Source organism: Saccharomonospora piscinae, from assembly GCF_005862235.1.
Classification (GTDB): domain Bacteria; phylum Actinomycetota; class Actinomycetes; order Mycobacteriales; family Pseudonocardiaceae; genus Saccharomonospora; species Saccharomonospora piscinae.
Map to the genome: position 1 here is coordinate 1,077,554 of NZ_VCEK01000001.1, position 20,388 is coordinate 1,097,941.

Below are 20,388 nucleotides of genomic sequence, written 5' to 3' on the forward strand. Positions count from 1 at the left end.
CCACCGGCGCGTCAGCGCACCAGTCGCTTCGTCGGTGCCGACTCCTCGGACACCGGAATGTTGTACCGCTGGGCCAGGTAGGAGGCGATCTCCCGGAACAGCGGAGCGGCCGAGTTGCCCTCCGGGATCGTGGTGTCGGGCGCGTCGAGCCAGATTCCCACCACGAACCGGGGCTCGTCGGCGGGCAGGATGCCCGCGAAGGTGATGTTGTGCAGGCGGTCGCTGTACCCGCCGGTGTCGGGGTCCACCTGCTGTCCGGTCCCCGTCTTCCCGGAGATCTGGTACCCCTCCAGCGCGGCTTCGGGCGCTGTCCCGCTGTAGTTGTAGTCACCGTCCTGTGTGGTCGCCCGGAGCATGTCCTTCACCACGTCGGCCGTCTTCGGGTCCGTCACCCGCGTGGTCCGCGGCGCGGGTTCCGGGATCCTGCTGCCGTCGGGCGCCAGCTTGGCGCTCACGATGCGGGGCTCCACCCGTTCACCCCCGTTGGCGATGGCCTGGAACATACTGGTCATCTGGACCACCGTCATCGAGAGGCCCTGACCGATGGGAAGGTTGCCGAACGTGGTGCCCGACCACTGCTCACGCGGCGGCACGTAGCCCGCGCTCTCGCCCGGCAGCCCGACGCCGGTGCGCTGACCGATCCCGAACTTGGTCAGCGCCGCCAGGAACCGGTCGGGCCCGAGCCGCTGTGCGAGCTGGAGCGTGCCCACGTTGGACGACTTGGCGAAAACGCCGGTGGCCGTGAAGTCCTGGGTGCCGTGCGGCCATGCGTCGTGCACGGTGTGATCGGCCACCTTGATGGACCCCGGCACGGCGAGCGTACTGTCCGGGCCGACGAGACCCGCCTCGATCGCGGCCGTCGCGGTGACCACCTTGGCCACCGATCCCGGTTCGAACGGGGTCGACACCGCCGGATTGGCCAGGGCGTCGCTGGAGTCGGGCGGCTGGTTCGGGTCGAACGAGTGATCGTTGGCCAGCCCGTACACCTCACCCGTCCTCGCGTCGAGGATGACCGCGCTGCCTGCCTCGGCGTCGGCCTTGTCGACGTAGGCGCCGAGACTGCGCTGCAACTCGTACTGCACGTCCGAATCCAGAGTCAGTTCGAGGTCCGACCCCGCCGTGGCGGCCTGCACGTCGCGCTCGGTGCCGGGAATCACGACGTCGGTGCCCTGGGCCGTGTCGACGATCTGCCTGCCGGGAGTGCCGACCAGGTCCTCGTCGCGGAAGAACTCCAGCCCGGACAACCCGTGGATGTTGTGCTCCGAGACCTGCTCACTCTCGGTGCGCCAGTTGGCGTAGCCGACGACGTTGGCGGCCAGTTCCCCGCCCGGGTACACCCGTTTGGCCCGCTTCTCGAAACCGATCTCGGGATAGCGTTCGCTGATCTCGTCGGCGACGGTCGGCTCGACGTCGTCGACGAGGTAGGTGAACGCCGCGTCCTTGTGGAAGGCGTCGAGCAGCTCCTCCTCGGTGACCAGATCCGGCACCTGGGCCGCGATGTGGTCGGCGATCTCCGCGGCCCTGGTGTCGAAGTTCTCCCCCGAACCGGGGTTCTCCCTCGCCTGTTCCGCCCAGGTCTGGCGCATCTGCCGCAGACTCACCCACAGCTTGCGGGTCTCCACGCTGAACGCGAGTTCGGCGCCGTTGCGGTCCACGATGGACCCGCGTTCGGCCGGGATGTCGATGATGGTCGTGCGCTGCCGCTCAGCCCGCTCCGACAGCGCGGATGCCTCGAACGCCTGGATGTGCCCCAGTTTCAGCCCGGCGGCCACCAGGAGCATCGTCAGCGCGATACGGCCCACCGCGAAGCGGTTGCGGTTGTTCCTGGCCGTCGTCGCGGAGCGGCTGCGGCGCGCGCGCACCGAATACGTCCGGTGCGCGCCGTCTCCGGCACCACCGGGTCTCGCCTGACCGCGCCGCGTGCCGCGCTGTTCCGGCATCCCGGGACTCCCCTCACCACGTCCGTCGGCGCGGTTCAGCGCCGCGCCGCGCCCTCCGCGCCGTCACCGTCGGTTCCTGACTCGGGGTCGGCGTCGGACTCCGCGTCGGACTCCGAGCCGGTGTCGCCGGTGTCAGTGGTGTCGCCGGAGCCGATCTCGCTCTCGTCGCCGTCAGCGTCCCGGTCCTCGTCGGCCTCAGGCGGGGGTGGCGGCGCGGTCGCCGCCACGGGGTCGCCCACCACCGACACCGAGCCGTCCTCCGACACCACCAGCCTCGCCGGGTTTCCGCCCGGCACCATGCCGAGTGCCTCGGCCCGCTCCGCGAGCGACGACGGCGAGTTCAGCCGGCCGACCTCGCGGCGCAACTGCTCAGCGCGTTCGGCGAGCTGGTCGTTCTGCTCCCGCAGCTGTTCCAGCCGGTAGGAGTCGGCGATGGCCTGGGTGGACAGCCACAGCGAGGCCACCACCCCGCACAGCATCAGTCCCATGAGGACGAGCACGAACGTCGCCCGTGAGCGCGGCCAGTGTTGCAGCGCCAGCCGGCCGGCTCCCGGGGTCTCGCCCTCGACGAGGGTTCCGGTGCGATGCGCGCGACGCGCGTAGGCACGCTGCGCCGCCGTGCGCCGCGTGCTGCCGGTTCCTCCGGACGTACGGCGGCCGGGCTTCGACGGCTCGTCGGTCGCGGGAGCGGTGGTGCGGGTCGCCGTGCGCGCCGACGCGGGGGCGGTCCGGTTCCGGGCGGGTGCGGTCACGAGCCGTCAGCTCCCCTCTTCTCCGCCGCCCTGAGCCGGACGGACGCCGCGCGGGGATTACGCCGGACCTCCTCCTCGTCCGCCTTCTCCGCGCCGCGGGTCAGCAGCGTGAGTTCGGGGCCGTGTCCCGGCAACTCCACCGGCAGCCCCTCCGGCGTCCGGGAAGCCGCACCGCGTGCCAGCACACGCTTGACGATCCGGTCCTCCAGCGAGTGATACGACTCGACGACGAGCCTGCCTCCCTCGGCGAGGGCGTCGACCGCGGCCGGAACGGCGGCGCGGAGGATGTCCAGCTCGCTGTTCACCTCGATGCGCAACGCCTGGAACGTGCGCTTGGCGGGGTGCCCTCCGGTACGGCGGCTCGGCGCGGGCACCGCGTCGTACAGCAGCCGTACCAGCCGCTCGCTGGTGTCGAAGGGCCTGCGCTCGCGTTCGGCCACCACCGCTTTCGCGATGCGGCGGGCGAAGCGTTCCTCACCGTACTCGCGCAGAATTCTCGTCAGCTCGTCGACGGAGTACGTGTTGAGCACGTCCGCCGCCGTGGTGCCCCGGGTGGGGTCCATCCGCATGTCCAGCGGCGCGTCGCGCGCGTAGGCGAACCCGCGTTCGTCGCGGTCGAGCTGCAACGACGAGACCCCGAGATCCATCAGCACGCCCTCGACGGCGGTGAGCCCCTCCTCGGCGAGGACGTCGGGAAGCCGGTGGTACTCGGCCCGAACGAACCGGATCCGGTCACCGTGACCGGCCAGCCGGGCCCGCGCCCGCTCCAGCGCCTCGGGGTCGCGGTCGAGACCGATCACCGTGAGCCGGGGGTGCGCGTGCAGCAGCGCATCGGTGTGACCGCCCAGCCCGAGGGTGGCGTCCACCAGGGTCGCGTCGCGGTCGGCGAGCGCCGGTGCGAACAGGTCGAGCACTCGGTCGAGCAACACGGGCAGGTGCGTGGCGTTCTCGCCGGCCGAACCATCGGCACGATCGGTCACGGCACCCCCTCTCCCGTCGTTCTCGCTCGCCCCCACTTCCGAAATAGGCGTCAACCGGATGCCGTCAGGTTGCGGACCTGATACCGGGGAAGTTGCATCAGGGCCGCAGCCTCACGCCATCCGGTCAGAACATGCCCGGCAGGATCTCCTCCTGCGCCTTCGCGTAACCGTCCTCGTGCTCCTCCAGGTAGGTCTCCCAGGCCCGCGAGTCCCAGATCTCCAACCGGGTGATCGCCCCGATCACCACGCACTCCTTGGTGAGCCCGGCGTACCGGCGGAGTTCGGGAGTGATCGCGATGCGGCCCTGCCCGTCCGGGCGCTGCTCGTCGGTGCCCGCGAACAGGTACCGCTGGTAGGCCCGCACCGACTCGTTGGTGAACGGCGCGTCCGCGACTTTGCGGGCCAACCGCTCGAACTCGGCGCGCGGGAAGGCGTACAGGCAGTGATCCTGTCCCTTGGTGATCATGAGCCCACCTGCCAGCGCGTCGCGGAACTTCGCAGGCAGCGTGAGCCGCCCCTTGTCGTCCAGCTTGGGGGTGTGGGTGCCGAGGAACACCGGCCTCCACCTCCCCTACCGACCAGCGCCACGACCCGGAAGTCCGTCGAGATCGGCCACGGAGCGTCCCTTCCGCCCCACTGGCCACCACCGTACCCCACTTTCCACCACAGTCAACGCCGAAACCTGCACTTCAGTGGGACGTGGCGCGGGTTTTCGCAGGTCAGCACGGTGGGGGCGTGGTGGTGCGCTCGGTTACCGTCGCCGCGCAGAGTGACACCAGATCGGTGTCATCCGGGTCTGCGGCACGGGCGCGCGGCCCCGATCAGGCCCGGCCCGGAGCCCGGCCCGGAGCCCGGTGGGGGGCGCGTGGGGAGCGCGGTGGGGGCACAGTGGGGAGCGCCGAGTTCAGGCCCGCGCGGACAGCGCGTCGTCGTGCAGCTCGGTCAGCCGCTCCGCGATCCGTGCGGGGTCCGCTGGCACCAGATTCCACCACGGCTCGCCCCCTCTGCCGTCGGTGACCGTGCCCAGATAGCCACCGGCGTCGGTGACGAACCAGCTCACGCCGCCGACCCGCCGCAGCGCGGCGCCCTCACGGACCCGGAGCGAGAACTGCCCCGCCGCAAGCACGGGCCGGGCCTGCACGGCCAGCACTTCCCGCGCCTGCTGCCCGGCGACCCGGGCGCGCCGCCCAGGCGAGTCCGGGTCGGCCGTCTCCCTCACGGAGTCCAGTGCCGAGGCAGGCAGGCTGACCCCGACCCCGGGCCCCGCGGCGAACTCTGGCAGTACCCCGACCGCAGCGGAAACGACCTCGCCGGGACGGATCGCGGACAACGCCACGGTTCGGCGCGGCTGCACCGCGAGCACACCCCGACCGCGCGTGGCGGCCGCGACCGCACACAGTGGACTCGGCTCGTCGACGTCGACGACCGCTTCGCACTCCACGGTCACGACGGCACGGGCGAGCACGTCCAGCCGTTCGCGCAGCGCCGGGTCGAGCTCACCGCCCCGGTACAGCCCGCGTTCCGTGAGGTTGTCGTACACGGCCGCACGGATGGTGGCGCGCTCGCCGTCGTCCTGCCCCACACTGCGGACGTCCAGCGGCCCCGGTCCACCGGGAAGGCCGAGGTCGGACCACAGGACGTCGAGCGCGGACGCCGACACCCGGATCACACCGGGACCGACCTTCCGGTCGCCGACGGCCTCGCACCGGCCGCTCCGCCTTCGCCGGTCCCGGCCTGCAGGGCCGGTGGCGGCGGAAACGACGTGCCCGGAACGGCGGTGTCGAGTGCGCTGTCCCGGGCGTACATCACGTCGATCGCCTGCTGCCGAGCCCGCTCCGCCTCCTCCCGCCGCGCGGTCATCGCGTCGGACAGGCCGACGAGCTGCCACACGTCTCCGGCGGCCGCGGCGTCGCGAATGATCGCGCCCGCGTCGTAGGGCACCGGTTCCGGCATCTCCGCGCGTGCCCGTGCCGCGGCGTCGGCCTGGATCCCCACGGCCCGGCCCACCGCGTCGGAGACGTCGGCGGCCTGGTGCGACCACGCGGAGACCTCGCCGAGTGCCGAGCGCACCGCGTCGGCCGCCCCGCCGCGCCACCCGTGACCACTGTCCTCGGAGAGTGTGGTCAGCACCTGCGCCACCGCGCGCAACTCGGCGCCCAGTCCCGCCCACTCCTGACCGATCTCGCCCGCGGCGGCGGGATCGTTGCCACCCGTCGCCTCGGCGTGCAACCGCTCGTGGCTGTAGGACTCGTACCTGCGCTCACCGGTGGGTCTCGTGGTCATGTCAGCTCCGGCTCGATCAGTTCGGCCACGGCCAGTGCCCGGGTACAGGCACGACGGGTGTCCTGGAAGTCGGTGAGGGTGACGTCGACGTGGACGCTCCGCGCGCCGGAGCGCCCGGCCGCGCCACCGGCAGGCAACAGCACCGCACAGGTCCCGTCGTCGGCGGCGAGGTCGGCGACCCGCAGAGCGGTGACGGCACCGACGCGCACCTCCTCGGCCTCCGGGCTCCGCTCCCGCAGCAGGTCGAGATCGGTGTGGTGGTCCAGCGTCACCAGCAGTCCGAAGTCCCCGGGCTGGACGTAGTCACAGGCGGGTGAGCCACCCACCGTGGCCCGCTCGCCGGCCTCGGCGAGCCCGGCGCTGGAGCGATCCGCCGGGCCGAGCAGCGAACACGGATCGAACTCGCCCTGTGCCGCCGTGCCCGACCGCGCGGTGGCTGGTGCCGACGCCACCGCCCCCGCGCCGGAGTCACCCACGCTCGCGAGCCCGGCAACCCGTTCGCCGGTTCCGCACGCACCGGCCCCGGCGAGCACCGCCCCGGCGAGCACCGCCCCGGCCAGCAACGCCGCCACGGGCCGACCCCGGACCGCCTCGCCCACTCAGCCGCCACCCACGCAGTCGACGCCCTCCGCGGCAGCCGCGTCCTGGTCGTCGTAGCGCCGTAACGCGACCTCGATGCGCCGTTTCAGCTCGGCGATCTCCTGGCCGAAACGGGTCAGCGACTCCACGGCCGAACCCGAGTCGTCGACTCCGTATCGGGCCATGAACTCGCCGATCTCCCTGGCGTGCCCGTCACCGAGCGGCACCGTGCGCCCGAGGACCTGGGCGCGCCGGACCATGCGGCCCACCGCGTCCTGCACCTCGCTCAGCTTCGCGAAGACATCCCCGGCCAGTTCCGGCGCGACGGCGAAACCGTCGGCCCGATCCCCGATCCCGGGCACCTCCACCGGCGCGGCCCGCACGTCGACATCGGTCATCGGCGCTCCTCGTTCGGTAGTCGACCGACTACGCTGCCGGAGCATAGGCGAGTTCGGCCCGTCTCCAAGAGCTACGATCTGAACTCACCTGAAAGGGGCAACCTCTTCCCAGGAGGTCACCCGGGACCGCGGAGCGAGTTGATCCACAGGGCTGGCTCACCGGTTTCGCGGGTGTTTGACACACTTCGTGACAGGCTGGCTCGCACCGAGCCACCAGTCGTCTCGACCCCGGTGGCGTCCGAGGCGGCCGCGGAGGTTCTTCGTACCAGGAGGTCGTGTGACGTCGAGAGGACAGTCCACCGCTACCGCTTCGCTCGGCGACGGCCAGCCCACCGGTGAGCTGCGGTACCCGACCGAGCCGGGGGACGGCCATGGCGGGCCGGTCGGACTCGACCAGCTCCACGAGACCGCGCGGCGCATCGCCGCCAACGTCGAGCGCGTCCTGGTCGGCAAGCCGGACGTGGTCCGGGTCGCCCTGGTCACCCTGTTGGCGGAGGGCCACCTGCTGTTGGAGGACGTCCCCGGCGTCGGGAAGACGTCGCTGGCCAAGGCGCTCGCCCGCTCCATCGACTGCACGGTGAGCCGCGTCCAGTTCACCCCCGACCTGCTGCCCAGCGACGTCACGGGCGTCTCGATCTACAACCGGCAGCACGCGGATTTCGAGTTCCGGCCCGGGCCGGTCTTCGCCAACATCGTGGTCGGCGACGAGATCAACCGGGCGTCGCCGAAGACCCAGTCGGCACTGCTGGAGTGCATGGAGGAGCGGCAGGTCACCGTCGACGCGGCCACCTACCGGCTCGGCAGCCCGTTCATGGTGATCGCGACCCAGAACCCGATCGAGATGGAGGGGACCTACGCCCTGCCGGAGGCCCAGCGCGACCGGTTCACGGCCCGGCTGTCCATCGGCTACCCGGACGCCTCCGCCGAGCTGGCGATGGTGGACGAGCACGCGGGCTCCGACCCGCTCGACGAGCTGCAGCCCGTCTCCGACGGCGCCACGGTGCAGCGGCTCGCGGAGGTCGTGCGCAGGCTGCACGTGTCACCGGAGGTCAAGCAGTACGCGGTCGAGCTCACCTCGGCGACAAGGGCACTGCCCGAGGTCCGGCTCGGTGCGTCGCCCCGGGCTACGCTGCAGCTCGTCCGTGCCGCGCGGGCGCAGGCGGCGCTGTCCGGCCGTGAGTTCGTGGTGCCCGACGACCTGCATGCGGTGGCGGTCCCCGTGCTCGCCCACCGGCTGGTGCTGACCACCGAGGCCCACGCCGCCCGCCGCTCCGCCACGGACGTGGTGCGCGCGGTGCTGTCGCGCGTGCCCGTGCCGCAGGGCAACCGGCTCCGGTAGTCCGCACCGTGTTCCGCTCGCTGTCCGGTCTCACCACACGGGGCCGGTGCCTGCTCGCCGCCGGGATCGCCGCGGGACTCTGCGCGGCCGTGCTCAACGAGCGCGACCTGTTGCGGGTCGCGGCGTTCGTGTTCGCGCTGCCGCTGTGCGTCGCCCTACTTGCCTCCGCGTCCCGTACCGCGCTGTCCGCCTCGCGTTCGCTGCTGCCCGAGCGCGTTCCCGTCGGCGGGCAGGGAGAGATCCAGCTCGACCTCTGGCGTACGGGTCACATGCCCGCCGGTGAGGTACTGCTGGAGGACGAGCTGCCCTACACCCTGGGTTCCCGCCCCCGGTTCGTCGTGGAGCGACTGCCGCACCGGCGGCCGGTCCCCCTGCGTTATCCGGTGCAGCCCACGTTGCGCGGGATACACCGGATCGGCCCGCTGCGCGCGACGGTGACCGACCCGTTCGGCCTGTGTGAGTTCGAGCGTGAGCTGGTTCCGCACTCCCGGCTGGTGGTGGTGCCGCGCGTGACGACGTTGTGGGGTCTGCCCCGTGGTGCGGGCATCGGCTCGGGCGACGACAGCAGCATCCGCCTGCACGCGGGGCAGGGCCAGACCGACGTCGTGGTCCGGCAGTACCGCCAGGGCGACGATCTGCGCAAAGTCCACTGGCGCTCGACGGCGCGACGCGACGAACTGATGGTGCGCGTCGAGGAGCGCCCCTGGCATGGGGGGACGACGGTGCTGCTCGACCGCCGGGCCTCGGCGCATCACGGCACCGGGACCCAGTCGAGCCTCGAATGGGCCATCGAACTCGCCGCGAGCATGTGCCTGCATCTGAACCGCTCGGGCCAGCGGGTCCGGCTGGTGGACGAACACGGCAGGCTGCTGTCCGACGCGCCCGAGGAATCCGGGCCGGGACACGCCGGAATCGTGCTGGACTCGTTCGCCGCGCTGCAACCCGGCCACGAGCGCGACGTCGTCGTCGGAGCCGATCCGGCGCAGGGGCAGGAGCTCATCGCCGTGCTCGCGACGCTGGGCACCGAGTCGGTCCACGAACTCACCCGGCACCGTGCCCGTGGCTCCCGCAACCTGGCCGTGCTGCTCGACACCGCCGCGTGGGCAGGCGGTCCTCAGGAGACAGACGTGGCCGTGGCCGAGACCGCGGCGCTGCTGCGCGCGGCGGGGTGGGGCGTCGTCGTGGTCACTCCGGAGCGGTCCGTGGCGGACGTGTGGGCGGAGTTGTGCCGGACCACCGCCTCGGGCGCCTCACTGATCGGGGGCACGGCATGACCACGACCGCGGGCCCGAGGCACGCACGCCGGGACGAACCCGAGCGCGCGCCTCGCCGAGGTCCGTCCCCGGCGGCGACCCTGCTGTCCCCCGCCGCGGCGCTGTTCGCCACCGTCGGTGCGGCCACCTCGCTGACCGGGGTGCTCCAGGGCGGCGCGTGGCTCGCCTACGTCGCCGTCGCGGCACTGCTGGTGGCCTGCACCGGGCTCGCGTTGCGGTCGCTGCGCGTGCCGACTCCGCTGGTGGGCCTCGGGCAACTGGTCGCGCTGCTGTTGCTCGTCACGGGCGTGTTCACCGGAAGCGGCGTCTTGGGCGTCCTCCCGGGTCCGGCCGCGTTCACCGAGCTGAACGAGGTACTCACCGAGGCGTTTAGCACGATCCGCAACGGTGTCCCTCCGGTCGAGGCCACGGCTGCGATCCTGTGCCTCGCCACGATCGCGATCGGTCTCGTGGCGATCGTGGTGGACACGCTCGTGGTCGCGGCGGCGGCACCCGCGGCCACCGGTCTCATCCTGCTGTGTGTCTACGCCGTGCCGTCGGCGCTGGCCGACGACCTGCTGCCGTGGTGGACCTTCGTGCTCGGCGCGGCGGCGTTCGCGGCCCTGCTGGCGGTGGACGGCAGCCACCGCCACCATCGCTGGCGCAACCGGCCCTCCCCCGGCGCCGGGGTGTCCGCGGCTGCCGTGTCGGCGCCGGTGACCGTGGTGGTGGGCGCACTGTCGGCCGGTCTGGTGGCGGGTGCGGGCATCACGGCCATCGGCACCGAGGGGAGCCTGCCCGGCAGCGACTCGGACAACCGCCCCGTGCTCGGTGGCCTCGGCGTCAACCCGTTCACGTCGCTGCGCGGCATGCTGGACCAGGGTGACGACGTGCCGCTGTTCCGCGTGTCCGGGCTGGGCGACTCGCCCCGGCCGATGCGGGCCTTCACCCTCGACACCTACCGGCCCAACGAGGGCTGGGGGCTGGCGGACGGGCCGATGCCCGCCGGGGTGCCCGCGAACGGCACGCTGCCGTCCGCGCCCGGCGACGACGGCAGCGGAGAGGGCCGCGAGATCCGGATCGAGCCGGTGCACTGGAACGACGTGTGGCTGCCCGTCTTCGGTGCGCCCAGAGCCCTGCGCGAACTGTCCGGTGGCTGGTACTACGACCGCACGAGCGGCTCGGTGTTCCGGGAGCGCAGGCAGACCCCGCAACCGTACGTCGAGGTGGCGTCGCTGGACGAACCGTCGCGGGCGGAGTTGCGGGAAGTCGAATCCGGCACGGACGAGGACATGGGCGGCTACACCGACCTGGCCGCCGTCGATCCTCGGGTGGTGGCGCTCGCGGAGGACCTCACGGCGGACGCGGACACGCGGTTCGACCAGGCGCAGGCGGTGTGGGAGTACTTCGGCCCCGAGAACGGCTTCGTCTACGACACCGAGACGGCTCCGGCCACCGACGGCGACGCGCTGTCCGACTTCCTGTTGAACGGTAAGCGGGGCTACTGCGAGCAGTACGCCTCGGCCATGGCCGTGATGCTGCGCTCGCTCGACATCCCCGCCCGCGTGGCCGTCGGCTTCACCAGCGGCTACCGCGACGGCGACGTCCGCACCATCACCTCCCGGGACGCGCACGCGTGGGTCGAGGTGTACTTCGGCGATCTCGGCTGGGTGAGTTTCGACCCGACCCCGCTCTCCGACGGCCGGGGCTACGTCCCGCCGTATCTCTCGGGCGAGGACGGCACCGACGGGGACTCGGCCGGTGACGAGGTGCCCGGCAACGATGCGGAGGACTCGTCCGAGCCCACGTCGCCGTCCGAGGAGCAGGCGGAGCAGGACGCGGCGGCGCAACCGGGCCAGCAGCGGCCGTTCGGCGACTCGGGGTCGTGGCCCGGCCTGCTGGCGCTGGTGGTCGCGGGGATCGCGCTGGTGGCCACCGTCGCGGCCTGGCTCGCCGGGCGGCGCGGGCGATCGGCCCCGCGACGCGCGGAGAATCGGCGGGCGTCCTCGCTCGCCGCGTTGACGGCCGGGCTGTGGGGGCTCGCCCTCGTCATGGTGGCGTGGTGGGTTCACTGGATCGCGGCGGTCGCGGTCGTGGTGCTGACCGCGCTGGCGGCGACCCCGTGGGCGGTGCGGCGGGCGCAGCGCCGCCGTCACCTGCGCCAGATCGAACACGGCACCGTGCCGCAGGCCGCCGACGCGGCGTGGAGCGAACTGGTGCGCGAGTGTGCCGATCGGGGTGTCGAGGTTCCCGTCAGCGACACCGTGCGACTGGCCGCGCAGCGGCTGGCCCAGGGACAGCGGCTCGACGAGCGCGGCAAGAACGACCTGCGCACGATCGTCACCACCGTGGAACGCTCGTGGTATGGCTCCGGCGGGACGGCGACGCACGGTGACACCACGACGTTCGCCGCCGCCGTGCGCGGCGTTCTGGCGGCACTCGACCGAGCGGCGCCGTTGTCCTGGCGGGGACGGCTGCTGCCGCGCTCGGTACTGCGGCGTCGGCGCTGAAGCCGCCTGGCCGTCGCGGCCCCGCGCAACCACGGACGACGGTGGGCACGAAAAGTCCGCTGCCCGGGTTCACGCAGCGGCGCGCGTGAACCCGGGCAGCGGACAGGCTGTACCGGACGCGGTGTGGCTAACGATCCTCGAAGCGCCTGCGGAACCTCTCCTCCATGCGCTGGGTGAAGGAACTCTTGGCCGCGGGCGCGCTGCGGCCACTGCCGCCTCGTCGCGTCTCGGCCTGTTCCTCACCTGACGACGCACCCAGGGAGGTCACGGCGAGCAGCACTCCGCCGAACATCACCAGGAACCCGAGCACACTGAGCCACGGGATCTCGGCGATGCGGAGGAACGGCGCCTGTCCCGCGACCCCGACCACCAGCATGGCGACGCCCACGACGAAGAGGGCGACACCTTGCAGGCGGCGTTTGGGTGTGGGACGGCGCATCTTGCTTCCGCGCACGTTGGATGCGAACTTGGGGTCCTCGGCATAGAGCTCGCGCTCGATCTGATCGAGCAGCCGCTGCTCATGCTCGGAGAGTGGCATTTTTCCTCCTCCGGCACAGCTGTTTGGCGACCCCTGGTGGGCGCCGGAACCGCACGTGGACGTCGACCCGGACAACCCCCCGATCGGGGTGTCGTTACCAGGATACGAGGCCCGCGCTCGAAGGACTACCCGATCTCCCCCCAAGCGCCGACCGTTTTGCCTCGAACGGCCCAGCGCGCCCGCGAACCCCAGCGTCCGGCCCGGTCGGCAGGCGAGTGAGCCCCGCATCAGTCCTGGTCACGACGCAGCAGGGACGCCGGACGCACCGCCGCCGCGCCGTACTTCGATCGTGCGCCGTCCGCGGCGACCTCCGCGTCCCGCCAGCGCGAGCCGGGTCGCACGTCCTCCAGGCTCAGCTGTTCGGCCTCGGCCGCACCCGCGATGCCCTCGACGCGCACTCCGAGCAGCCGCACCGGCGCCGTGCTGCCCAGCTCGTCCAGCAACGCCACGGCCGTGCCGTGCAGGAGGCGGGCCACGTCGGTGGCGCCGGGCAGGGTGCGGGCCCGGGTGACGGTGCGGAAGTCGGCGAAGCGCACCTTGATCGATACCGTCCGGCCGCGCAGGTGCCGCGAACGCAGGGTGGCCGCGACCCGCTCACTCAGATCGAGCAGCTGCCTGCGCTGTTCGTGCCGGTCGGCGAGGTCGGTGTCGAACGTCCGCTCGGCGCCGAGCGACTTCTCCGCCGTCGCGGGCACCACCGCGCGGTCGTCGTGGCCGCGCGCGAGCGCGCCCAGGTGCTCGGCCGCGGCCCTGCCCACCCAGGCGCGGAGCCGTTCGGCCGGGGTGGCGGCGAGGTCGGCGATCGTCCGCAGCCCGTGGCCCCGCAGCGTCTCCGCGGTCCTGGGGCCGACTCCCCACAGCGCCGAGACCGGCAACGGCCGCAGGAACGACACCGTCTCGTCCCGGGGGACCACGACCATCCCGTCGGGTTTGGCCATGCCCGACGCGAGCTTGGCCACGAACTTCACCCCCGCGACCCCCACGGAACACGTGAGGCCGTGGTCGGCCTCCACGCGGGCGCGCAGCTCGGCTCCGATCTCGGCGGGGCTCGCGCCCAGCCTGCGCAGCGCACCGGACACGTCGAGAAACGCCTCGTCGAGACTCAGCGGCTCCACCAGGGGAGTGATCTCGTGGAAGAGGGCCAGCACGGCCCGCGACACCTCGCCGTACGAGCCGCGCGTGGGTGGCAGGGTCACGATGCCGGGGCACAGCTTCCGGGCCGCCGCCACCGGCATCGCCGAGCCGACACCGAACCGCCGCGCCGGGTAGTTGGCCGACAGCACCACCGAGCGGGGCCCCGCTCCGGCGACCATCACCGGCCGGTCGGCCAGTTCGGGACGGGTCCGCAACTCCACCGCCGCGAAGAACGCGTCCATGTCGATGTGCAGCAGCGAGCAGCCGGTGTCGTCGGGCCACCGCTTCGCAGTGGCCCGGAACCGTTCGAACTCACCGGGCAGCGCCGTGTTCCGTCCCATTGTGGGCCCAGCCTACGGCGCCCCACCGACGTTCCGAGACGACGCGACGCGGTCAGGACGGCTGACGCGCCAGCGCGTGCAGGCGGGTCGCGATATCGCGCAACGGCGTGGTGACCGCGGCCAGCGCCTCGAACTCGGCGAGGTCCTGCTCCCACGACGCGGCCGTGCCGGGTGCGGGTTCGGCGGAGAGGATCTCGGACACCACACCGTCGCCCCGCACGTACTCCACGGACAGCCCCGCCCCGGACAGCAGTGCGGTCAGCCCCGCCGTGTCGAGCCTGCGCGACAGCGTCTCCGAGTCGCTGCTCAGGACACCGGCGGGCTCGACGAGCAGCCGGTGAGCCTCACCGAGCCTGCCGGTCAGCGCGCGGTGCAGCACCGCGGCGTGGCGGTTCGCCGTCAGGACCGAGACCGCACCGCCCGGCGCGGTGGCCGCCACGATCGCGGCCAGTGCGGCCTCGGGATCGTCCACCACCTCCAGCAGCGAGTGGGCGAGCACCAGATCGGCCGATCCGGGCCGGACGTGCTCGGCCAGCGCGTCGGAGTCGTCGGCCACGACCGTGATCCGGTCGGCGACGCCGTCCTCCTCCGCGCGCAACCGCAGGGTGGCCAGCGCGTTGAGGTTGGGTTCCACCACCGTCACGCGACAGCCCGCCGCGGCGAACGGCACCGCCCACACCCCGCTGCCGCCGCCCACGTCCACCACAACAGGCTCCTCGGCCCCCCTGGCCCGCGCGGCGCCGAGTTCGGCCTCCAGCACCTTTCGCACCGCCGCCGACCCGTGACCGGCCGAAGTCTCCGCTCGCATGGCTCCCAAGGGTAGTTGGGACACCTCGCGCGTTCTCACGGCGACCATGCACGACTACGCTCGCAGTCGTGCACACGGTCGCCGTACTGAGCCTCAAGGGTGGCGTCGGGAAGACGACGGTCGCTCTGGGTGTCGCCTCGGCCGCGCTCCGCAGGCGGATCCGGACCCTGGTGGCCGACCTCGACCCCCAGGGCAACGCCACCGCCACACTCGACCCCCCGCTCACCGAGTCGACGCTCGCCGACGTGCTGGAGACGCCACGGCTCGGCGTGCTCGACAGGGCGATCGCCGCGAGCGGCTGGAGCGACGATGTCGACGTCCTCGTGGGGTCCGAGGAGCTGGAACCGCTCAACGAGCCGGGGCCCCACGAGCACCGCACCGACCACCTCGCGACGGCACTCGACGCCCTGGAGGCCCAGCCCCAGGCCAGGCCGTACGAGCTGGCGATCCTCGACTGCCCGCCGTCGCTGGGACGGCTCACCCGTTCGGCCCTCATCGCCGCCGACACCGCGCTGCTGGTCACCGAACCCACCATGTACGCGGTGGCCGGGGCGCAACGGGCGCTGGAGGCCATCGACCAGGTGCGCGCCGACCACAACCCCCGGCTGCGGCCCGCGGGAGTGGTGGTCAACCGGCTGCGGGGCCGGTCGGCCGAGCACGAGTACCGCATCCAGGAGCTGCGCGAGTCCTTCGGGCGGCTCGTCATGCCGACGGCGATCCCCGACCGGCTCGTCATCCAGCAGGCACAGGGCGCCTGCACCCCGATCCACGAGTGGACCTCACCGGCGGCCCAGGAGATCGCCCTGACGTTCAACATGGTGCTGGCGAAGATCCTGCGCTCCGGGAGGGCGGGCAGGCACCGCCTCGGCACGGAGGAACCCGCGTCCCCCGACCCGGTTCCGCCGCGCGGTCCCGCGCCGCGTCGTCCCCCGGAGCGACCGTACGCCCGGAACGAGACGGGCTGAGCGGTCGTGCCCGAGGGCGACACCGTCTTCCTCACCGGCGAGCGGCTGCGCCGGGCGCTCGCCGGGCACACCCTCACCCGGACCGACTTTCGGCACCCGGCCCTCGCCACCCGCGATCTCCGTGGGCACGAGGTCACGGCGGTGCGTACGGTGGGCAAGCATCTGTTCCTGCGCTTCTCGGGCTCGCTCAGCCTGCACAGCCACCTGATGATGGACGGCTCGTGGCGCACGTTCCGGCGGGGACAGCGCTGGTCCATGCCGGGCCACCACGCCAGGGTGGTGCTCACCCACTCCACGGCCGAGGCCGTCGGCTTCCGCGTTCACGACCTCGCGCTGCTGCCGACCGCCGAGGAGTCCCGGTTCGTCGGGCACCTCGGTCCGGACCTGTGCTCGCCAGACTGGACCGCTCTCGACGCCGCCAAGGCGGCCGACGCCCTGCGAGCGCGGCCCGGTGCCGAGCTCGGCGAAGCCCTGCTCGACCAGCGGGTGATGGCGGGCATCGGCAACGTCTACAAGACGGAGATCTGCTTCCTGCTGCGGGTCACGCCGTGGACGGCGGTCGCCGGGATCGACGCCGAGCGCGCCGTCGACCTGGCACGTCGGCTGCTCGTGGCCAACGCCCGGCGGTCCCGTCGCAGCACCACCGGCTACGACGTGCCGGGGCGGCGGGCGTGGGTGTACGAGCGCACGCGGCAGGGGTGCCTGCGCTGCGGTGGCCCCGTGCGGGTGGCCCCGCAGGGCGAGGGCACATGGGCAAGGCCGACCTGGTATTGCCCACGCTGCCAGTCGGGTCCCGCGCCCGAGTGAGCCGTGTTCGCCGCGCGAAAAACGCGTTGCCGCGCGGCGGCGAGAACGCCTAGCGTGGCGGTACACGAGAAAGGAGGTGGTCCGACGGTGAATATCCACAGGACTCGTGAGGTGGCTGTCCACTGACAGCGCACACGGGCCGACCAGAAGCCTTGTGTGCCTGCCGGTGAATACCAGGCAGTCACCGGCCTCCAGTGCTCCCGGGACCCGGTCCGACCCGGGCCCGAACGGCTGACGACGTTCGGGAGCCGCACTGGGGGCTTCCCTTACTCCTCCTCCCCCGCCGGTCGCGGGCCACCGTGACGGATACTGGCCGACGTGTTCTTCGACAGGATCGTCCGCCCCACCCTCTATCGCCTGCACCGCGACGACGCCGAAGCGGTACACGAACGCACCGTCCGGCTGCTGGAACGAGCGGGCAGGGCGCCCGCGCTCACCGCCGCGGTGCGACGACGCCTCCGGATCGACGACCCCTGCACCGTGTTCGGCGTTCGCTTCCCGAACCGGCTCGGCCTGGCCGCGGGCATGGACAAGGACGGCCGCGCCCTCGCGGCGTGGTCGGCACTCGGGTTCGGGTTCGTCGAGGTCGGCACCGTCACGCGCTACGCCCAGCCCGGCAATCCCCGGCCGCGCCTGTTCGCCCTGAGTGACAGCGACGCGGTCCTGAACCGGATGGGCTTCAACAACGCGGGCGCGCACGCACTCGCCCGGCGGCTCGCCGACACGGGCACCCCCGACCTTCCCCTGGGTATCAGCATCGGCAAGTCGAAGATCACGCCCGTCGAGGACGCCATCGCCGACTACCGGGAATCCCTCACCGCCGTACACCCCTACGCAGACTACGTCGCGGTGAACGTCAGTTCCCCCAACACGCCGGGACTGCGGACGCTGCAGGACCGCGGTGCCCTCACCGAGTTGCTGACGGAGCTGACCGGCACCGCACGTGATCTCGCCGCGCGCAGTGCGCGTCACCCCGTTCCGCTGCTGGTGAAGATGGCGCCCGACCTGTCGTTCGAGGCGATCGGCGAACTGCTCGGCGTCTGCCTCGACCACGGCGTCGCGGGTGTCATCGCCACCAACACGACGCTGACGCGGGATGGGCTCGCCCCGGCCGACGCCCGCTATGCCGACGAGCCGGGCGGGCTGTCCGGGCGCCCGCTGGCCGAGCGTTCCCGCGAGGTCGTCCGGTTCGTGCATCAGCAGACCGCCGGTGCGCTGCCCGTGATCGGCGTCGGGGGCATCGGCCACCCCGACGACGCGCTGCGCATGCTCGACGCGGGCGCGAGCCTGCTCCAGCTCTACACGGCGTTCGCCCTGCACGGCCCCGGCGTCGTGCGGCGCGTCAACGCCCGGCTCGCGCGGTACTCGGCCGCAACGCGCTGAGGTGCCGCAGGTACGCGCGCCAGCACTCCCAGCCGGTGATGTCGTCGCCGCGCTCCGCGGTCACCGGGTCGCACAGGACGGCGGGCGAGTTCGATCCGTCGGCGAGTTCGACGGTGCCGAGCCGCATCGTCGCCGGAAGGTGGGCCACGAACTCCCCGAGCGCCGACGGCGACAGCAACCAGCGCTCCCCCACCAGCGGCCCGCCCTGCCAGGGCTCGCCTGCCCGCAGCACGCCCGCCTCCGGGGGCTCGTCGCCGATCAGCACCATCCGGTAGTGCCGGGTCGTGGTGACGAAGCGTACGAACCGGGCTCCCAGGCGCTCCAGCTCGCCCGCCCTCGGCTGACCTCGCAGGTAGGCCCCGAAGGCCACCAGTTCCACTCCCACGTCCGGGTAGGGCGACGCGGCCTGCGCACCGGTCAGCAGGCCGGCCAGGTCGAGCGCCACCTGGTCGTCGAACGCCGTCGTCACCACGGCGACCGCGCCGCCATCGCCGGCCGGGAGCACCACGGCCGCGGTGTCCAGCCCTTCGATCAGCGTCGCGAACGGGTTCGTGCCGCGCTCCGCGGGCACCACCAGCGCGTCGTGGTCGCGCAACGCGAAGGCGGCCCGCCGCGCACACCAGTCCTCGCCAACGCCGAGGTCGACATCCTCGGTGACCGCGCCCGCGACCCGCAGGGTGTCCGCCGTCGTCAGCAACCGCTCTCGGGCCGCCGGATCGAGCCGGGACCGAAACGCCGCCCCCGGGACTCCGACGCGCGGCGCGGTACCCGCGCTCAGGCGCACCGAGTCCGGCCAGCTCCGGCTGCCGGCCCCGTTCGGATCGGCTCCCGTGAGGGCGCTCGCCACCTCCTGTGCCACCGCCGCGTCACGGGCCAGCACGGTGCCCGCTCCGGCCGACGCGAGGGGCAGCAGTCCCCTGGTGGGCACGAACCCGACGACGTCACGGCAGGCCAGCGGCGGTTCGGTCAGCACCAGCGCGTCGAGCTTGCTGAGCGTTTCCAGCCGGGCCGGCGCCCCGGTGGCCACGACGCCCGGGACGGTGTATCCGGCGACCACCGCACCCGCCGCGGCCAGCCGCGCGGAGAGCACCGAGCGGTCCGGGATCGCCACCAGCGTTCCCACCAGCGGCAACCGCTCCCCCGCACGGACACGTTCGTCGACCGCCTTGGCCTCCACCAGGACCTCTTCGCGAACCCGCAGCCGCACCACCGGAGCGGGGCCCGTTCCGCGGTGCAGGGCGTCGAACACGGACAGCACCCGCTGGACGGCCTGGCTGGTGGTGATCGGAGGAAGCGGGACCGTGTCGTCGTCGAAGAGGAACAGGTTCACGCCGCGTCCTTTCTGACCGGGTGTGGCGCGTAGTACCTACCCCACCCGGCAGGACGTCAACCGGCGTCGCGGCGGCTCCCGCTCAGCGCGACGACAAGTCGCGCAACGCGGACGCGAGTCCGGCGAGCCGGTCGGTCGCGTCCGTCAACGCTTCCTTGGCGGTGGTGCCGTCGCTGGTGGCCGCGACGGCCTGGCCCGCTGCGGCGACCAGCGAGGCGTACTCCTCGACACCGTCGTCGAGCTGCCCCCGCAGCCCCGCGACCGCGGTGTCCAGCGCGGGCCGCTCCGCCTCCGGTGCGGAAGTCCTGGCTCGTTCGACCGACTCGACCCTGGCGGCCAGCGCACGCAACGCCGACGCCGCCTCGGCCGCGGTGGTCCGGGTCTGTTCGACCGACATCGTCGGCACGGAGGCGCTCCCGCTCGTCCCGTGGGGCAGGGCCAGCTGCGCCAGCAGGTCACGCATGGTCGCCTCACACCGGCCGAGGCGCTCCATCGGCGCTCTCGCGGCCGACCCCGCCCGAGGCAGCGACGGTGGCCGGGGTGGCGACTCGGGCACGGGCGTGCGGCTGAGCTGGTACAACCGCACCCCGGAGCGCACGCCCAGCACCCCGAAGAGCACCGCGGCCACGACACCACCGAAGGCACCCTGCCAGCCGTCGATCCCCCCGGTGATGCCCGTGTATCCCGCGACGGCGTAGAGCACCGACAGCAGCGTCAGCACGATCCACAGCGTCAGCGCGCGCGACGTCCGGCGTTTGCGCCGCTCGTGTTTGGCGGCGGGTTCGTTCCACCGGCTCCACTTGTCGCGCACGTCGGCGACGACCGGGTTGACGGCGGCCATCGCCGAGCGCGACGACGGTTGCCCGTCCGTGGCGCCGGGCTCGGCCGACGACGTCCGCGAGCGGGCACTGTCGGTGTAGGAGCGCACGGCGCGCGCCGTGCGCTGCGCACGCTGGGCATAGTCGGGCAGCCGCCGCATGTGCTTCTCGAGCTTGGAGAAACGCTCGTACGGTCCGCCCGTCACAGCCACCCCCGCGAGTCCGCTACG

General features: G+C 72.9%; 19 protein-coding genes. 6 read left to right on the forward strand and 13 right to left on the reverse strand.

The features are described 5' to 3' along the window. Positions 1-11: 11 nt before the first annotated feature. The 8 genes from FFT09_RS05205 to FFT09_RS05240 form a co-directional block, all read right to left on the reverse strand. Positions 12-1,940 carry a peptidoglycan D,D-transpeptidase FtsI family protein gene (locus tag FFT09_RS05205; RefSeq protein ID WP_081190957.1) on the reverse strand — a complete coding sequence of 643 codons (1,929 nt, stop codon included), beginning with the start codon at positions 1,938-1,940 and terminating at the stop codon, positions 12-14. Between the two features lie 35 nt (positions 1,941-1,975). Then, positions 1,976-2,692 carry a cell division protein FtsL gene (ftsL, locus tag FFT09_RS05210; protein WP_244231214.1) on the reverse strand — a complete coding sequence of 239 codons (717 nt, stop codon included), beginning with the start codon at positions 2,690-2,692 and terminating at the stop codon, positions 1,976-1,978. Then, positions 2,689-3,672, reverse strand: coding sequence for a 16S rRNA (cytosine(1402)-N(4))-methyltransferase RsmH (gene rsmH, locus FFT09_RS05215; RefSeq protein WP_138381957.1), 984 nt, complete (start codon positions 3,670-3,672; stop codon positions 2,689-2,691). The genes ftsL and rsmH overlap by 4 nt, the downstream gene beginning before the upstream one ends. Positions 3,673-3,796: 124 nt before the next feature. Beyond that, positions 3,797-4,228, reverse strand: coding sequence for a division/cell wall cluster transcriptional repressor MraZ (mraZ, locus tag FFT09_RS05220; protein WP_024874624.1), 432 nt, complete (start codon positions 4,226-4,228; stop codon positions 3,797-3,799). 348 nt (positions 4,229-4,576) lie between these two features. Continuing rightward, a complete protein-coding gene (locus tag FFT09_RS05225; RefSeq protein WP_138381958.1) occupies positions 4,577-5,341 on the reverse strand; it encodes an ESX secretion-associated protein EspG in 765 nt (254 codons plus the stop codon). Next, positions 5,338-5,955 (reverse strand): PPE domain-containing protein, encoded by a 618-nt coding sequence (locus FFT09_RS05230; RefSeq protein WP_081190961.1) that lies wholly within the window; start codon positions 5,953-5,955, stop codon positions 5,338-5,340. The genes FFT09_RS05225 and FFT09_RS05230 overlap by 4 nt, the downstream gene beginning before the upstream one ends. Continuing rightward, a complete protein-coding gene (locus FFT09_RS05235) occupies positions 5,952-6,554 on the reverse strand; it encodes a DUF3558 family protein (protein WP_138381959.1) in 603 nt (200 codons plus the stop codon). Before FFT09_RS05235 ends, FFT09_RS05230 begins: the two co-directional genes overlap by 4 nt. Further along, positions 6,555-6,932, reverse strand: a complete 378-nt coding sequence (locus FFT09_RS05240) for a hypothetical protein (protein WP_081190963.1) — start codon at positions 6,930-6,932, stop codon at positions 6,555-6,557. It lies immediately after the preceding gene. A 277-nt stretch (positions 6,933-7,209) separates the two neighbouring features. Between FFT09_RS05240 and FFT09_RS05245 the strand changes: the two genes are divergently transcribed. Genes FFT09_RS05245 through FFT09_RS05255 form a run of 3 tightly spaced genes read left to right on the forward strand, consistent with a single transcriptional unit; the run spans position 7,210 to position 12,034 of the window. Next, on the forward strand, positions 7,210-8,271 hold the full coding sequence (locus tag FFT09_RS05245) for an AAA family ATPase (protein WP_081190964.1): 1,062 nt from the start codon (positions 7,210-7,212) through the stop codon (positions 8,269-8,271). A gap of 8 nt (positions 8,272-8,279) precedes the next feature. Continuing rightward, a complete protein-coding gene (locus tag FFT09_RS05250) occupies positions 8,280-9,545 on the forward strand; it encodes a DUF58 domain-containing protein (RefSeq protein WP_024874632.1) in 1,266 nt (421 codons plus the stop codon). Next, complete coding sequence (locus tag FFT09_RS05255; protein WP_138381960.1) at positions 9,542-12,034, forward strand: transglutaminase TgpA family protein; 2,493 nt, start codon at positions 9,542-9,544, stop codon at positions 12,032-12,034. The genes FFT09_RS05250 and FFT09_RS05255 overlap by 4 nt, the downstream gene beginning before the upstream one ends. A 127-nt stretch (positions 12,035-12,161) precedes the next feature. Here the strand turns inward: FFT09_RS05255 and FFT09_RS05260 are convergent, their stop codons facing one another. The 3 genes from FFT09_RS05260 to FFT09_RS05270 form a co-directional block, all read right to left on the reverse strand. After that, positions 12,162-12,572, reverse strand: coding sequence for a DUF3040 domain-containing protein (locus FFT09_RS05260; protein WP_081190966.1), 411 nt, complete (start codon positions 12,570-12,572; stop codon positions 12,162-12,164). 227 nt (positions 12,573-12,799) lie between these two features. After that, positions 12,800-14,047, reverse strand: coding sequence for a DNA polymerase IV (gene dinB / locus FFT09_RS05265; protein ID WP_081190967.1), 1,248 nt, complete (start codon positions 14,045-14,047; stop codon positions 12,800-12,802). A 52-nt stretch (positions 14,048-14,099) separates the two neighbouring features. Continuing rightward, positions 14,100-14,855 carry a methyltransferase domain-containing protein gene (locus tag FFT09_RS05270; RefSeq protein ID WP_024874636.1) on the reverse strand — a complete coding sequence of 252 codons (756 nt, stop codon included), beginning with the start codon at positions 14,853-14,855 and terminating at the stop codon, positions 14,100-14,102. 68 nt (positions 14,856-14,923) lie between these two features. Between FFT09_RS05270 and FFT09_RS05275 the strand changes: the two genes are divergently transcribed. The 3 genes from FFT09_RS05275 to FFT09_RS05285 all read left to right on the forward strand — a co-directional run bounded on the left by FFT09_RS05275 (position 14,924) and on the right by FFT09_RS05285 (position 18,010). After that, positions 14,924-15,820: a ParA family protein gene (locus FFT09_RS05275; protein WP_081190969.1), complete on the forward strand. Its 897-nt coding sequence runs from the start codon at positions 14,924-14,926 to the stop codon at positions 15,818-15,820. Positions 15,821-15,826: 6 nt separating this feature from the next. Then, positions 15,827-16,627 (forward strand): DNA-formamidopyrimidine glycosylase family protein, encoded by an 801-nt coding sequence (locus FFT09_RS05280; protein WP_138381962.1) that lies wholly within the window; start codon positions 15,827-15,829, stop codon positions 16,625-16,627. Positions 16,628-16,945: 318 nt separating this feature from the next. After that, positions 16,946-18,010, forward strand: coding sequence for a quinone-dependent dihydroorotate dehydrogenase (locus tag FFT09_RS05285; RefSeq protein ID WP_138381963.1), 1,065 nt, complete (start codon positions 16,946-16,948; stop codon positions 18,008-18,010). Here the strand turns inward: FFT09_RS05285 and FFT09_RS05290 are convergent. Both FFT09_RS05290 and pspM read right to left on the reverse strand, forming a co-directional pair. Further along, positions 17,970-19,340: an allophanate hydrolase-related protein gene (locus FFT09_RS05290; RefSeq protein ID WP_081190972.1), complete on the reverse strand. Its 1,371-nt coding sequence runs from the start codon at positions 19,338-19,340 to the stop codon at positions 17,970-17,972. The genes FFT09_RS05285 and FFT09_RS05290 overlap by 41 nt on opposite strands. Positions 19,341-19,422: 82 nt before the next feature. After that, the gene (gene pspM / locus FFT09_RS05295; protein WP_138381964.1) at positions 19,423-20,364 is read right to left on the reverse strand and encodes a phage shock envelope stress response protein PspM; all 942 of its coding nucleotides are present in this window, start codon (positions 20,362-20,364) and stop codon (positions 19,423-19,425) included. Between the last annotated feature and the right edge of the window lie 24 nt (positions 20,365-20,388).